At 41.3% G+C, this 16,689-nt stretch carries 10 protein-coding genes; all 10 read left to right on the top strand.

The genetic code is table 11. From position 1 onward, the window contains the following. The 10 genes from MS2017_RS02040 (at window position 1) to MS2017_RS02085 (ending at window position 16,210) form a co-directional block, all read left to right on the top strand. Window positions 1-1,911: a heme lyase CcmF/NrfE family subunit gene (locus tag MS2017_RS02040; RefSeq protein WP_122951099.1), complete on the top strand. Its 1,911-nt coding sequence runs from the start codon at window positions 1-3 to the stop codon at window positions 1,909-1,911. Next, window positions 1,908-3,113 (top strand): c-type cytochrome biogenesis protein CcmI, encoded by a 1,206-nt coding sequence (ccmI, locus tag MS2017_RS02045; RefSeq protein ID WP_122951100.1) that lies wholly within the window; start codon window positions 1,908-1,910, stop codon window positions 3,111-3,113. The genes MS2017_RS02040 and ccmI overlap by 4 nt, the downstream gene beginning before the upstream one ends. Beyond that, the gene (gene dapE / locus MS2017_RS02050) at window positions 3,110-4,237 is read left to right on the top strand and encodes a succinyl-diaminopimelate desuccinylase (RefSeq protein WP_122951101.1); all 1,128 of its coding nucleotides are present in this window, start codon (window positions 3,110-3,112) and stop codon (window positions 4,235-4,237) included. The genes ccmI and dapE overlap by 4 nt, the downstream gene beginning before the upstream one ends. A gap of 5 nt (window positions 4,238-4,242) precedes the next feature. Then, window positions 4,243-4,932, top strand: a complete 690-nt coding sequence (gene trmD, locus MS2017_RS02055; protein ID WP_071565235.1) for a tRNA (guanosine(37)-N1)-methyltransferase TrmD — start codon at window positions 4,243-4,245, stop codon at window positions 4,930-4,932. Between the two features lie 315 nt (window positions 4,933-5,247). Next, a complete protein-coding gene (locus MS2017_RS02060) occupies window positions 5,248-5,586 on the top strand; it encodes a P-II family nitrogen regulator (protein ID WP_071565236.1) in 339 nt (112 codons plus the stop codon). An 11-nt stretch (window positions 5,587-5,597) separates the two neighbouring features. Beyond that, window positions 5,598-6,872, top strand: coding sequence for an ammonium transporter (locus MS2017_RS02065; protein ID WP_098008914.1), 1,275 nt, complete (start codon window positions 5,598-5,600; stop codon window positions 6,870-6,872). A gap of 415 nt (window positions 6,873-7,287) precedes the next feature. Then, entirely contained in the window at window positions 7,288-7,797 is a 510-nt protein-coding gene (locus tag MS2017_RS02070; protein WP_122951102.1) for a hypothetical protein, read from the top strand. After that, the gene (locus MS2017_RS02075; protein WP_122951103.1) at window positions 7,794-14,999 is read left to right on the top strand and encodes an FG-GAP-like repeat-containing protein; all 7,206 of its coding nucleotides are present in this window, start codon (window positions 7,794-7,796) and stop codon (window positions 14,997-14,999) included. Before MS2017_RS02070 ends, MS2017_RS02075 begins: the two co-directional genes overlap by 4 nt. A 218-nt stretch (window positions 15,000-15,217) precedes the next feature. After that, a complete protein-coding gene (locus MS2017_RS02080) occupies window positions 15,218-15,763 on the top strand; it encodes a hypothetical protein (protein ID WP_122951104.1) in 546 nt (181 codons plus the stop codon). 3 nt (window positions 15,764-15,766) lie between these two features. Next, complete coding sequence (locus tag MS2017_RS02085; RefSeq protein WP_071563521.1) at window positions 15,767-16,210, top strand: hypothetical protein; 444 nt, start codon at window positions 15,767-15,769, stop codon at window positions 16,208-16,210. The last annotated feature ends 479 nt before the right edge of the window (window positions 16,211-16,689 follow it).

Raw genomic sequence — 16,689 nt, forward strand, 5'->3', positions numbered from 1 at the left:
ATGTTGCCTGAAATTGGACATTTTGCGTTAATTTTAGCCCTGATAGCAACTGTGTTTCAGGTGGTATTGCCTAGCGTGGGTTTGTGGCGGGGAAATTTTGCATTAACGCAAGTCTCTAGACCCTTATTGTGGATGCAGTTTTTTTGGATTTTGGTGTCATTTGCACTGTTGATGAATGCCTTTTTGGTTGATGATTTTTCTGTTAAATATGTGGCCAGTAATTCTAATACTCAATTACCTGATATCTTTAAGATGTCTGCCGTTTGGGGTGCGCATGAAGGCTCTTTGTTATTGTGGGCGCTGATATTATCAGTTTGGAGTGTGGCAGTATCAATTTTTTCTAAGCGTTTGCCGTCAGAGGTATTAAACCATATTTTGATTATATTGGGGCTGATTAGTATCGGCTTTTTGTTGTTTTTATTATTAACTTCTAATCCATTTGAACGCCTTGATATTATCCCTATGCAGGGGCGAGAGTTAAACCCGTTATTGCAAGATTTTGGTTTGATTATTCACCCACCTATGTTGTATATGGGGTATGTGGGCATGGCAATACCTTTTGCTTTTGTGTTGTCATCGCTTATTCGTGGGCAATTAGATTCTACTTGGTTAAGGTGGTCGCGTCCGTGGACATTGGTGGCTTGGGCGTTTTTAACCTTTGGTATTACGCTGGGTTCTTGGTGGGCTTATTACGAACTTGGCTGGGGTGGCTGGTGGTTTTGGGATCCTGTAGAAAATGCTTCGTTTATGCCATGGTTGGTGGCGACTGCACTGGTGCATTCTTTAAGCGTGAGTGAAAAGCGTGGTGCATTTAAGCATTGGACGGTGTTGTTGGCGATTTCTGGATTTTCTTTGAGTTTGTTGGGTACATTTTTGGTGCGCTCAGGTATTTTAACTTCGGTACATTCATTTGCTGCAGATCCTGAGCGTGGTTTATTCATTTTGATATTTTTGATAATTGTGGTTGGCGGTTCGTTAGGGTTGTATGCGTGGCGTGCTAATTCAATGCGTAGTAATCATAGTTTTGCGCCACTGTCCAGAGAAAGTGGATTATTGGTGAATAATATTTTATTAGTCGCAGCGATGTTGAGTGTGTTCTTAGGTACGCTATATCCATTGTTATTAGATTCATTGGGATTGGGAAAAATTTCAGTGGGTGCACCCTATTTTGATGCAGTATTTACCCCGATTATGATCCCCGCTGTGTTGGCGATGGCGCTTGGTGGATTTTTGCGCTGGAAAAAAGATAAGTTGGATAGGGTGGTGGATGTTATCATTCACACGGTATTTGTTGCGGCAACGATAACGCTTATTGCCTATTTCTCAATAGACAATACTTATGTGGTATTGGCCATATTTTTGTCTTCATGGATTGTACTTCATTCGCTATTGTTATTAGTGCAGAGATTGCGTCAAAAAGGCAATCCAGGTATTGCATTTTTAGGTATGGTGGTGGCACACATCGGTATTGCGGTATTTTTATTTGGTGCAACTATAACAACGCAATATGGTGTGGAAAAAGACATTAAGATGTCGTTGAATGAAACCGTTGAGATTGAAGGTTATGCATTTACCTTTAGGGGTGTTTCAGCACTCAAAGGTGCAAACTATACAGGCAATAAGGGCATGATTGATGTGGCATATCAAGGTGAAAAAATTGCCACTTTAGAGCCTGAAAAACGCCAATATGTAACGGGTATGCCAATGACTGAAGCAGCAATTGACCCGTCATTATCCCGTGACCTTTATGTTGCCTTAGGCGAGTCTTTGGGAGCAGGAGCGTGGAGTTTGAGATTGTATTATAAGCCCCTTATAAGATGGATTTGGCTAGGAGGCTTGTTGATTATGTTGGGCGCATTATTGGCGGCCTTTGATAGGCGCTATCGCTTAAAAGTAAGGAGAAAATCATGAGTTTATATGGTTGGTTTGCCATAATGTTAGCGGTGTCATCGGTGTGGTTGATTTGGTTTTTGTATCGTCCCTTAAAGGGCAATACATTGGATCTGGAAGCATCTAATATCGCACTAGGAAAACAAAAGCAAACGGAATTAGAGCAAGATTTACAAAGAGACTTGATTGATGACAGTGCGTTTGAGCAAGCCAAGGATGAAATTGCCCAAGTATTGGCTGTTGAAATGACGCAAACAATCACAACAGTTGAGGCTCAAAAACCTATTGCAATATGGCTAAGTGTAGTGCTTGTGGCGATGTTATCGGGTGCATCTTTGGTTGTGTATCAAGCACTTACTGCGCAATCAATCACTGCACAAAATGCGACAATGGCGCAGACTTTGCAAGCGCAAGAGCCGCCAACTTTGATGCAAAGTATTGTTAAAATCAAAAAGCATTTAGAAGAAAATCCTGATGATGCAAAAGCCTGGAAAACATTGGGTTTGGCGCTGTTTGATGCTGATAATCTTACCCAATCTTTAGAGGCGTATGAGCGCTCTTATCAATTAAATCCAAAAGATGTGGGTATGTTGGTTGAGTATGCTTCAACTTTGGCAAAATCTCAGGACAATCAATTTAAGGGTCGTGTTTCTACTTTAGTGCGTGAAGCGCTGGAGATTAATCCAAATTCTACAGATGCGTTGTATTTGGCAGGTTGGGTTGCGGCTAATTTACAACGATTAGAGTTAACACAGATGCTTTGGAAAAAAGCGTTGTCGTTATTGCCCGAGAATCAAGCTGAGAGAATGACTTTGCAGCGTATGCTGGATGAGTTGGCGCAAATACAAAATAATGGTGTTGCCGAATCTGTGAAAGACAAGCCAGCAGCGCAACATCAAGTGGTGATTAAAGTGGCGTTGTCTGAGCATTTGCGTCAGGCGAAGTTTAAAGACTATTATTTAATGGTGTATATTAAAGCGGCGCGTGGCAGACCGATGCCGATAGCCATTCAGAAGATTAAGTTAAAAGATTTCACAGGTATTGTTACTTTAACCGATGCAAACTCAGTGATGCCAACTAGAAAATTATCCCAGTCATCACAAGTGCTTGCTGTAGTGCGCCTTAGTCAGTCTGGTTCAGCAATGCGACAAGCGGACGATCTTGAGGCACTTAGTCAGGTTATTGATGTGAAAGACAATCCAACGGTAGAATTAAAATTATGACAAATAGTGTATTGCAATTAGCCAAAGAGTTGATATCTATTGATTCAATCACCCCAAATGACAAAGGTTGTCAAATTTTAATGACCGATAGATTGAAAAAAATCGGCTTTAAAATTGACGATTTAAAATTCGGTGAAGTTGATAATTTTTGGGCAAAACGAGGCGACCATTCACCTACATTTGTATTTGCAGGTCATACCGATGTTGTGCCAACGGGAGAACATTGGAACACCGATCCTTTTAAACCAGAAGTCATTGATGGATTGTTATATGGTCGTGGTACCGCTGATATGAAGGGCTCGTTAGCGGCAATGATAATAGCAACCGAACGATTTGTTGAAGATTTTCCAGCACACAAAGGCAGCATTGGTTTTCTCATTACTGCTGATGAAGAAGGCATTGCAGTGGAAGGTACAGTTAAAGTTTGTGAGTATCTAAAAGCGCAAAATCAGGCAGTGGATTATTGCTTGGTAGGCGAGCCATCTTCAAGTAAGCAATTAGGCGATGTCATTAAAAATGGCAGACGCGGCTCACTTAATGGCACACTTACCTTACTAGGAAAACAGGGGCATATTGCCTATCCACATTTGGCCAATAATCCTATTCATTTGTTGGCACCTGCCTTAAATAGTTTGATTGCCGAAGTGTGGGATGAGGGTAATGATTATTTTCCAGCCACCAGTTTTCAAGTGTCCAATGTTCATTCAGGCGCGGGAGTGACCAATGTTATTCCAGGTGAAGTGGAAATGGTTTTTAATTTTCGCTATTCAACCGCATCCACCCACGAAGGCCTGCAAAAAAGAGTGGGCGAAATTCTAGATGCACATGGGCTTGAATACAAAATCGATTGGAACCATTCAGGCTACCCCTTCCTAACGCCAAAGGGCGATTTGGTGAGCGCTTGCACTCAAGCGATTAAAACAGTGAAAGGCATTGACAGTGAATTATCCACCTCAGGTGGCACCTCTGATGGACGCTTTATTGCCCCTATATTAGATGCACAAGTGGTAGAACTCGGCCCTCTTAATGCCACTATTCATCAAGTTGATGAGTGTGTGAGTGTTAAAGACTTGGAAGATTTGAGTGTCATTTATTATCAAATTCTTAAAAATATTCTTCTTTAAAAGCAATGCATTTTGATGTCATTACCCTGTTCCCTGAGATGTTTTCAGCGATTACAGGGGAAGGGGTAATTGCTCGTGGGATTAAAAAATCACTGTTGTCTATTAATACTTGGCAATTACGCGATTTTAGCAATAACAAACATCGCAATATTGACGATGCGCCGTATGGTGGTGGCGCAGGTATGGTAATGCAAGTTAAACCTATTCGCGATTGCCTTAGTCACATCAAACAAAACAACCCCGATACAACCGTTATTTATCTCTCGCCACAAGGGCAGAAGTTGGATAATAAGCTGGCTATTGAGTTGTCTAAACTTAAGTCAATTACTTTGTTGTGTGGGCGTTATGAGGGCATTGATGAGCGGGTTATTCAGCACGATATTGATAGAGAAATATCAATTGGCGATTATGTTATTAGTGGTGGCGAATTGGGTGCAATGGTGGTGATTGATGCAGTTAGTCGACAAATTTCAGGCGTGTTAGGTAATCAAGATTCACTAAACGATTCATTTTCCAATGGTTTGTTAGATTATCCACATTACACCCGTCCTGAAACAATTGATAATCAAAGTGTGCCAGCAGTTTTATTGAGTGGTCATCAAGCAAATATTGACGCTTGGCGGGCAGAGCAAGCCAAGAAAAATACACGCAAAAAGCGTCCTGATTTACTTATACCATTTTCAAAAATAAAATGAATAATATGGTGCTCATAATCATCCCAAGTGTTAGTAGGAAAAATACTTAGAATGAGAATGAGCGTTAGATTGTTTGATTTATTTTTGAAAATGGTGTTAGTTGAGACGCTAAAAACTAGACTTATTAAGTAAATTGTAGGGGTCTTTATAAATATAGATGATGAGCAAAATTCAATTTTTTCCCTTCTAGAAAAGGAGCTACTGGGTATCGCTGGAAAAATTGCCAAGTGAGTGAAAAGTGGTTTTTTTGATGATTGCCCATATTTATGCAAAGGTCTCGTATAATAGACTTTTTTAATTATAAGGGAAAAGTATATGAAATTTGTAACAGCAATTCTCAGACCACATCAATTGGACGATGTGAGAGAGGCTTTATCAGAAGCGGGAGCACCTGGTATCACTGTCACTGAAGTGAAGGGTTTTGGTCGTCAAAAAGGGCATACAGAAATGTATAGAGGCGCAGAATATAAAATTGACTTTTTACCTAAAATTAAATTAGAAATTGCGATTCCAGCCTCAAAACTAGACGGTGTTATTGAGGCAATCAGCAATACTGCTAACACCGGCAAGGTAGGTGATGGCAAGATTTTTGTTAGTAATTTAGAAAAAGTGGTACGCATTAGAACGGGCGAAACCGACCAAGACGCACTATAAAAGGACAAAAAATGAAGAAATTATTAATGTTATTGGCGTTAATGCCAATGGGGGTATTTGCTGATGATTTAAATGGTGCAAATACATCGTGGATTTTAACTTCGACGGCGTTAGTATTGTTTATGAGCTTACCAGGATTAGCGTTGTTTTATGGCGGTTTGGTTCGTAGTAAAAACATTTTATCGGTGTTAATGCAATGTTTTTCTATTGCTGGCATTGTGTCGGTTTTGTGGTTAATAGTTGGTTATTCCATTGCCTTTGCTGATGGTAATGCATATTTTGGTAGTTTGTCTAAATTTATGCTTTCAGGTGTTTTAGAGGGTTCATTAAGTGGCGATATTCCCGAGAGTTTGTTTGCCTTGTTCCAAATGACTTTTGCGATTATTACGCCAGCGTTGATTGTGGGCGGCTTTGCGGAAAGAATGAAATTTTCAGCAGTCCTGTTGTTTAGTGCCATTTGGTTGATTGTGGTTTATGCTCCCGTTACGCATTGGGTATGGGGTGGCGGATGGCTGCAAGAAATGGGTTTATTAGATTTTGCCGGTGGTACAGTGGTACATATTACTGCAGGTGTTGGCGCCTTGGTTGCGGCAATTGTTCTTGGTCCACGAAAAGGATTCCTTACCACACCAATGCCACCGCACAATATGACCATGGTGGTAACGGGTGCAGGTATGCTATGGGTCGGCTGGTTTGGTTTTAACGGCGGTTCAGCGCTGGCAGCGAATGGCGATGCAGCAATGGCAATGCTAGTCACACATATTTCAGCGGCAACAGCAGCGATGGTATGGATGTTTTATGAATGGGTTAAGTTTGGCAAGCCAACCGCCTTGGGTACAGTAACAGGTATGGTTGCTGGTTTGGGTACTATTACGCCAGCATCTGGTTTTGTCGGCCCTGCAGGTGCATTGGTAATTGGCGCTATTGCAGGCATTGTTTGTTTTAATGCAGTGATTATTATTAAGCAAAAATTTAAAATTGACGATTCGTTAGATGTTTTTCCAGTGCATGGTGTGGGCGGTATTTTAGGCACAATGTTGGCTGGTGTGTTTGCTTCAAATGAGTTGGGTGTTTTTAGTGGACAAGGTCTGGCAAAAGGTATGACCATTATTTCACAACTTAATGTGCAATTTATTGGCGTAATCGCCACTTTTGCTTATACCGCAATTGCAACTTATATCATCCTTAAGATTGTTGGTATGATTACTGGATTGAGAGTCAGTGCAGAGGAAGAACAACAAGGTTTAGATATCACTTCACACGAGGAAGTGGGTTACAATTTATAGACTGTACTTTTAAACTTAAAACCCGCTGAAATTTTGTTTCAGTGGGTTTTTTTGTGTCTAAAAAAGTTATTATTTGCATAAGATTTTTGTATAAATACGGATGATTGGCAAAATTTAATTTGCACCCTAGAAGATTGTTGTGTAGTGCTAGCTCAATTGGCGATTTTTTTAAAACTTGTTTTAACAGGGGAAGGGCGGTTGCAAACCGTTCCCTATGGCAGAATTTACTCTTATGAAGACTACTTTTGTGTCGCTAGAAAAATTCTAAGTAAGTGAAAAAATGGATTCTTGATGATTATTTATATTTGTGTAAAAGGTTCGCTAATATTAAAAAATACTATCATCTTATGGGCATAACTCTATTTTTTATTTAAAGCCTTGCAATTCTCTAAATTTTAATCTACAATAAGGCACTATGACCCAAGTGCAACAAAAAAAATTCATCGCTGTTACCATCGTTATCATCCTAGTAGGTTTGATTTTCTCTCTCAATATAGACAATCCAATTCAGTCCAATACCACCTCGGTATTTAACACTTCTAACACCGAAACAACGCCAAACAATACACAATTAAACACACAATCCAGCACTTCAAAAACAACACTTAACAACAAACAAAATAACAACCCCTTTGACCCAAGCCAAGCCAATACCACCAACACCACCAATCCACACTTCCCCCCAGGTTTTCCCAAGCCCTTTCCTCCATTAGACCCAGAAAAACTCAAAGAAACCGATGATTTAATTGCCACAGGCGATGCCATCGTTGCAAAAATGGATGCCCTAATTGCCACACTTGATTTACCCAAAATCAAACTAAGCAAAGCTGAGCAAGCCCAATTAGACACCCAGCGTCAAGCCCAACAAGCCAAACTGGATGAAATTAAAGCCCAATTAGAGGCACTACAAGGAGATTTACCGTGACTGATTTATTCAAACAATCTATTAATTTAACCCTACCAATTTTACTGGTTTTATTATTAGGCACCCCTACTCAAGCAACCGCAAACATTGACACCACCGCACTAGTTGGCAGCACCGCAGGCAGTTTCAGCGTCAACCAAGGCACAGCAAACTACGCCATCCCCATTACCGTGCCACCAGGCATAGCTGGCATGAAGCCCGAACTTAGCATTAACTATAATTCCAATATGGGCAATGGACAATTAGGAGTAGGCTTTAGCCTAGGTGGCTTGTCTGCCATCCATCGTTGTGCCAAAACTATTGCCACTGATGGCGTAAAAGGCGGTGTTAACTATGACAATAACGACAAATACTGTTTAAACGGACAACGCCTCATTGCCATCTCTGGCACAAACGGACAGTCAGGCAGCGAATATCGCACTGAAATGAACAGTTTCAGCAAAATTAAATACAATGGCAATTATTGGACCGTAAAAACCAAATCAGGGCAAACTTTTAAGTATGGCAATACCCAAGATTCCAAAATTGAAGCACAAGGCAAATCAATCGTCAGGCTTTGGGCGGTAAATAAAATTATTGATGCTACTGGCAATGCTATTAACTATATTTACAATGAAAACAATGCGAATGGCGAATACACACTTAGTAGTATTAATTATGCCGACAGTTCGATTGGTCTTACTTACGAGGGTAGAAGTGATGCTTCCACCTCTTATCAAGCAGGCAGTAAACTGCGACAGACTAAACGCTTAAGCAATATCACTACCTATGTAAATAACAATATTGTCAGAACCTATGATTTAGAGTATCAATACTACAGTACACCTAAAAAGAGTCAATTAATCTCAATTAAAGAATGTGTTAATGGGCAATGTTTGCCGAAAACTGAGTTTGAATGGAAGGTAAGTAATATGGCCAGCTGGCAATCAGCGCCCCAATATACGCCACTTTATCATATAGCGGCTGATAATGCTGGAGATGTAGGTGCACGCTTTCAAGATGTTAATGGTGACGGCTTGGTTGATATGATTTACCATCGATGGATAGATGGCAATAACACGCAAAAAGGAGCTTATTTAAATACTGGGAATGGCTGGCAATCAGCACCTCAATATACACCACCTTATCATATAGCGGCTGATAATGCTAAAGATTTAGGTGTACGCTTTCAAGATGTTAATGGTGACGGCTTGGTTGATATGATTTACCATCGATGGATAGATGGCAATAACACGCAAAAAGGGGCTTATTTAAATACCGGGAATGGCTGGCAATCAGCACCTCAATATACACCACCTTATCATATAGCGGCTGATAATGCTAAAGATTTAGGTGCGCGCTTTCAAGATGTTAATGGTGACGGCTTGGTTGATATGATTTACCATCGGTGGATAGATGGTAATAACACGCAAAAAGGGGCTTATTTAAATACTGGGAATGGTTGGCAATCAGCACCTCAATATACACCACCTTATCATATAGCGGCTGATAATGCTGGAGATGTAGGTGCACGCTTTCAAGATGTTAATGGTGACGGCTTGGTTGATATGATTTACCATCGATGGATAGATGGTAATAACACGCAAAAAGGGGCTTATTTAAATACTGGGAATGGTTGGCAATCAGCACCTCAATACACACCACCTTATCATATAGCGGACGATGACAGTAAAGATACGGGTGTACGCTTTCAAGATCTTAATGGTGATGGCTTGGTTGACATGATTTATCGTCGATGGATAGATGATGATAACACACAAAAAGGAGCTTATTTAAATACTGGGAATGGTTGGCAATCAGCACCTCAATACACACCACCTCATCATATAGCAGCTAATGATACTGGAGATGTGGGGATGCGCTTTCAAGATCTTAATGGTGATGGCTTGGTTGACATGATTTATCGTCGATGGATAGATGATGATAACACACAAAAAGGAGCTTATTTAAATACTGGGAATGGCTGGCAATCAGCACCTCAATACACACCACCTCATCATATAGCAGCCGATGATACTGGAGATGTGGGGGTGCGCTTTCAAGATCTTAATGGTGATGGCTTGGTTGACATGATTTATCGTCGATGGATAGATGATGATAGTACACAAAAAGGGGCTTATTTAAATACTGGGAATATAATTTTTAAACTAACTTCTATCACCAACGGCTTCAACATTAAAACCACCATCAACTACAAACCCCTAACCAACCCTTCAGTTTACACCAAAGGCACTAACAGCAATTACCCCAACATTGACACCCAAAATGCCCGCCAAGTTGTCTCTTCCGTGGTCACTGATAATGCCATAGGTGGACAAAGCACCACCACTTATAAATACGGCAACGCCAAGGTAAACATTAAAGGCAGAGGCAGTTTAGGCTTCGGCTGGATCGAGAAAAAAGACCTACAATCCAACAAACTCACTCGCACTCAATACAATCAAACTTATCCTCATATCGGTCAAATCGCTTTCAACAAGGAATACATTGAACAAAACGGCAGTCGTCAATTGTTAAACAGTCAAACCAATACTTATCAAGACAAAATAAGCCATAGTAACAAAATACACACTTCTTACCTAACTCAAAGCCAAGAAAAATCCTACGATTTCAACTCAGGCAACCTACTAACAACCATTACCACTCAACAATCCAATATTGACAATTACGGCAATATCGGCACTGTCAAAGTCACCACCACAGGCAAAAACGAAACTTTCATCAAAACCACCCAAAACACTTATAACAATAACACCACCAAGTGGCACCTAGGCAGACTAACCGCCGCCACAGTAACTCACCAAGCCCCCAATACCCCTAACATAATACGCACCTCTCACTTCACTTACAACAACAAAGGCCTGCTCAAATCAGAAATCATTGAACCTAACACTACCAAAGCACTAACAACCACCTATGAATACGACAGTTTTGGCAACAAAATTAAAGCTACCACTAGTGCTAACGGCATTACCAACAGAAGCACCACTACTGAATACAGCACCAACGGCAAATTCCCCATCAAAACCACCAACGCCCTAGGGCACTCAGAAACCAAAACCTTTGACAGTAAAACTGGCAATATTCTAACCCTCACAGGTCCCAACGGTTTAACCACCACTTGGCAATACGACGCCTTAGGCAGAAAAAAACTAGAAATCCGAACCAGCACTACCACTAGTACCCATTACCAATGGGCAGAAGACGACTCACCCAACAGCCTATACAAAGTTATCACCACAACCAGCGGATCCAGCCCCAAAACCACCTATTTTGACGCCTTCAACCGCAAAGTCAGAGAACAACACACCGGCTTTGACGGCCGTAAAATCAACAGCGACACTTACTACGATAATCTAGGCAGAGTAAATCGTGCCACCTTGCCCTACTTTACAGACGAACAAGGCTACTTTATCACCACCCAATATGACGCTATCGGCAGACTCGCCAGCATCACCAAACCCGCCGACTACGGCAAAACCGCCACCGATTCCACCACTTACAACGGCTTCACCACCATCAGCACCAACGCCCTAGGCCACCAAAAAACCACCACCAAAAACGCCATTGGCAAAATCATCCGCATAGACGAACCCGAAAGCGCTTGGCTCATCCACACACACGACGCCATCGGCAACCTCATTCAAACCAATGCTGGCGGTGTCACCACCAGCATGACCTACGACAACCGTGGCAACAAAATCTCAATGAACGATCCCGACATGGGCAGCTGGACTTACACCTACAACGCCCTAGGCGAACTCATCAGCCAAACCGATGCCAAAAAACAAACCAGCACCATGACCTACGACAAACTCGGCAGAATGACCCAAAGAGTCGAAGGCGAAGGCACCACCAATTGGATCTACGACACCCAAACCAAAGGCATCGGCAAACTTACCTCTGTTACCGCCCCCTTAGGCTACAAAAAAGAATACCATTACGACAACCTAGGCAGAGTCAGCAAAACCACCACGCGCGCCAACAACCAAAGTTTCAACATTCGCAACCAATACGACCAGTATTCTCGCCTCAGCATCCAAACCCGTCCACAAGGCTTCAAAGTAGAAAATGTCTACAACCAATACGGCTACCTAATCGCAAAGCGTGCCCCTAAATCACAGGTTAATGACTATGACTGGACACATTTAACGCAATTAACACAACAAAGTTTAACCAATGCAACAGAAGCATCAACCAGAGCCAATGAATCCGAGGAAAGAGCTAACCTTTACCTCTCTCGTGCCAATACCTATAGACAATATGCAAATTCTGCCAACAATACATCAGCACAATTTACAAAAAAAGCACAAGCGCTTAGAAACAATGCTGATTTACTTGAAGAAGTAGCCAGCCAATTACAAAAAAAGGCAAAGTCATACACCGATTCAAGCAAGGCTTATCTTATTGCAGTGAGACGCTTCCAACATTTATCCAATGTTAATGTAACAAACAACAAAGCCAGAAGTTATATTGATAGTAATACTAATAGCAAGATAGGGGATCGTAGTTTTTCTGACACGAACGGTAATATTAATGCCAAATCCAACACCAACGGTTACGCATGGTGCAACAATCAAGCCGCCTGTGTTTATTGGGCAAATTCGTCAAGGCAAAATGCTGCCCATTATGCAAATCAGGCAGAACAAACGCTAGAATTAGCACAAAAATATATCAATTCCTCAGACACAGAAAGACAAACCTTTGCCAATCAAGAAGCAGGTAATTACGACCAAAGAGCCCGTAGCAACGCTAACAATGCAGTGCATTACACTAACAAATCGCATGAATATTTAGAACAAGCCCAAAAGTTTATCAATCAAGCAAAATACTGGCGCAAATCAGTAGTCAATAAAAACCACTACCAAGCCATGCTCGCCGACACCAACAACATCTACTTCTGGCGCGCCAAAAGCAGAGACGCCGCAGGCCGCCTCACCGGCCACATCATCGGCAACGGCTTATCCACTGAACAAGAATACAACCCAGCCACAGGTCACTTATTCACCATCAAATCAGGCTTTAACCCCACCAGGGAAATCCGCAGTCTTGAATACGAATACGACCTAATGAACAATGTCACCCAACGCCAAAACCACCAAAGCGGACTCACAGAAGACTTTCAATACGACCAACTAGACAGACTAACCCAATCCAACACCACAGGTACCATAGAAGGCGTCACCCATAACAACAGCACCAACTTCCAATACGACATCAACGGCAACATCACCCACAAATCCGACATCGGCAATTATCGCTATAACGCCCAAAAACCCCACGCCATTGCCTCAATTAACAACAATCCATCCTCAACCTCTTCCCCATCAACCGATGACTATAACGCCAACACCACAACCACAGGCATGTTCACCATTAACAGCAGTGTCACCGGCAACATCGAAACAGCAAATGACAAAGATTGGTTTAAAATAATCCTAACAGCAGGCCAGCAAGTAACCTTTGACCTAGGAGGCAAACCAACCCAATCTGGCACCTTGTCAGACCCTTACCTCAGAGGTATCTATGACAACACCGGCACCCTCATCTCAAACACAACCAGCGACGATGGCGGCATTGGAAGCAACTCAAAAGTCACCTTCACTGCCAACACAAGCAACACTTACTACATCTCAGCAGGCGCTTACAGCAACAACACAGGCACCTACACCCTAACAGCAACAGTAACCGGTAGCAACGCCAACATCACCCTAAACCCATCAGACAATTACCTCTACGACGCCAACGGCAACATGACCCAAAACAACAACAAACTCATCCAATGGACCTCCTTCAACAAGCCCAAACGCTTCACCAATAGCAACAGCAACGACACCACCACCTTCGCCTACGCCCCCAACAGAAACCGATACCAAAAAACCCAAACCAAAGCCAACAGCAACACCACCATTACCACCACCTACATCGGCAAACTCTACGAACAAATCAAACAAAACACCAGCACCGAACACAAACACTTCATCTACGCCGACGGCCAACTCATCGCCATCAACATTAAAACCAACACCACAGCAAACACACCCTCCATCCCCGACAAAACCCGCTACCTCCACTACGACAACCTCGGCTCCATCGACACCATCACCGACGGCCAAGGCAACATCGTCGAACGCATGGCATACACCGCCTTCGGACAAAGACGCCAAGGCGATTGGCGTGCCAACGACCCACTACTCCCCATCATCCCAACCCTAACCAACAGAGGCTTCACTGGACACGAGCACATTGATGAAATGGGCTTTATTCATATGAATGGACGGGTGTACGATCCACAGATAGGACGCTTCCTTAGTGCCGATCCAACCATTCAACATCCTTATAACACGCAAGACTACAATAGATATTCTTATGTCACCAATAATCCACTTAAGTATGTGGATATGAATGGGTTTGGCTGGCTGAGCAAGACTTGGGGGAATGTAGTCAAATTTTCTAAAAAATACGGTAGGCAGATGATGGCAGTAGTTGCCGCTTACTATACCGCAGGTGCAGTTAATGCCTGGATGATTGGTTCACAATGTGTTGCAGTAGGCTCTACTGTTGCTATTAACGCTTCAATTGTTGCAGGTGCAGCAGGCGGCGCTACCTTTGGGGCAAGTAACACTCTACTTCATGGTGGCAGTATTTCTGATGCTATCAAATCTGCCGCAACTGGCGCTGTTGCTGGCGCAATTAGCGGAGGTATTGCGGGAGGTTATGGCGATACTTGGAACATACAAAGAATTGGATCGAGTGCTTTTGGTGGTGGTATCTCAGCTGAGTTACAAGGAGGTAGTTTTAAAGATGGGTTTAAGGCTGGAATAATAAGTGCTTCACTTAGGCATCTTTATAATAAAACCGTGAGTTTTGATATTGATGGTAGAGCTGGGATCGGAGCCGCTGCGCCGATTAAAGGTAGAATCGGTAATCCAATTAAAGGCATGATTAATGTTGGAGGTCAAATAGATCCGGAAAATACACTTTATGAAGGAGAATTAGTCAGCAAAATTCTAAATGTTGCCCCATTGGGTATTAATGCAGTCGCTGGACTACATGATATGTTTCAAGTTTCTCTAGAACGCTGGGATGGCATTTGGGCTAGAACGGTTTTTAATTTTCCAGGAATGATACCAGCAGCTGCTATCACCTATGGTGGCATGATTGACAGTTATGGAATTAGTAGCCAGTTAGTGGCTAGATAACTGTTAACCATGCCATTATATAATTCAAAGATAACAATAAGCAAGTTGTTTTTATAATTGATCAGGATTATTGGACTTGTCTTGAAATATTAAAAAACAAAAGGAGTGTCCTTTTAAATAAGAGAATAAAGAAAATACCATTCTTTTATTGCAAACAAAATAAAGGATGAGTGGCAATTTTATAGAATGTTTTATGGGTTCAAGCAGCAGAAGGGCACATGGATAAAGGCCGAGATTGTTCAGATATTGTAAGGCGAACAGATATTGCCACTGCAACAGGTGGGGTTGTAGCAGAGTTAGGTGGGGGTAAATTTGCCAATGGGGCGCTTAGTGCGGCTTTTGTGTATTTGTTTCGTGAGTCGATGCATACTACCAGACAAGCATTAAAAATTCAGTTTAGAGGTGGAACAAAAACAGAAAGAGTTGGCGTGCTGTCAGACTTAAACGATATTTTTGGAACAAAAAGAAGGGCTAAAATGTTATCTAATACTCAATCACCCCTTGTTATAGATTTATCTGTTAAAAATAGAGCATACATACAAAATGTTCCGAGTGACACTATTTATATTGACCTAAATTTTCACCCAAAAATATCTACAGATTCAGGTGGTATTCCTGCCACTACAAGAAGAATATTGTCTCATGAATTAGGACACTCTGTTTTTGGAGCGTTAGATGATGGAATAAATCGAATGAATAACATTAATTTAAATGAGAACCCTATTATGAATGAACTGGGTATGCCATTGCGCTTGGAGTATTAAAAAATGAAAAAAAATACTATAATGACAATATTAATTTTGTTTTCTTTATTTTCTTCTATAGTACGAGGTAAGGCAAATGACACGAATCAATTTTTTACTTATAAAAAAACTCAGAATATTGGCGTACGCTCTATTCCAATTTTTACAGAAACATTTATCCCTCATACAACTATAATAGTTGATAAACTAAAGCAACGGCAACTTAGTAATTTACAATCAGAAAATTTACTAAAAATAATAAATAAAAATGCAAAAGGAAAAGGAAGTAGTGGATTTGATTTTCGCAGCGTAAGGGTAAAAATTGCTCTTGCAGATGGGGAAACAATTTACTTAGATAAATACGGTCAGATTCTTTATAATGGATACTTAGAAAATAGTATAGGCTTAAAAGCTCTTTCGGAAATTGATAATTTACTAGAGAATATAATGGGGGCAGACTACTTTTAAAGGAAATAGTAAAATAATTGGCAGACTTAAAAAAGTGCCGGCGCCTTTTTTTTCTTTAAAAAAACTCAGAAAATTAGTGTAGTAAATTTGCATTCATAAACGCACCACTTGGTTTAACCACAAAGAATGTATTTTGGCTTGGCTCTAGGTCAAGCCAAAAGCCAAAAATACATTCAATCTTTGAATTTAGGCTCAAAGATTAGCCAGTGTTTTATAATCATTGGTTTTTGCTTAGAAAACAGGTGGGATTATGCACAAACAATTAACCTTTGAAAAATAAGGGGACGCTACCCTTTTTAAGGAAATAGTAAAATAATTGGCAGACCTAAAACAGTAGTGGATTTTTGTTTGAGTGGTTAGGAGGTTCTGTAGGAAAGTTTGAAAAGCTTATGGTGCGTAACCGCGAACTCTTAGGGTTGTTGGTATGGTAGCCGCATTTGCAGTCGTTGCACTCTCTGTCAGATTAACACACCTCAAAG

It is taken from the genome of Bathymodiolus thermophilus thioautotrophic gill symbiont (assembly GCF_003711265.1).
Lineage (GTDB): Bacteria > Pseudomonadota > Gammaproteobacteria > PS1 > Pseudothioglobaceae > Thiodubiliella.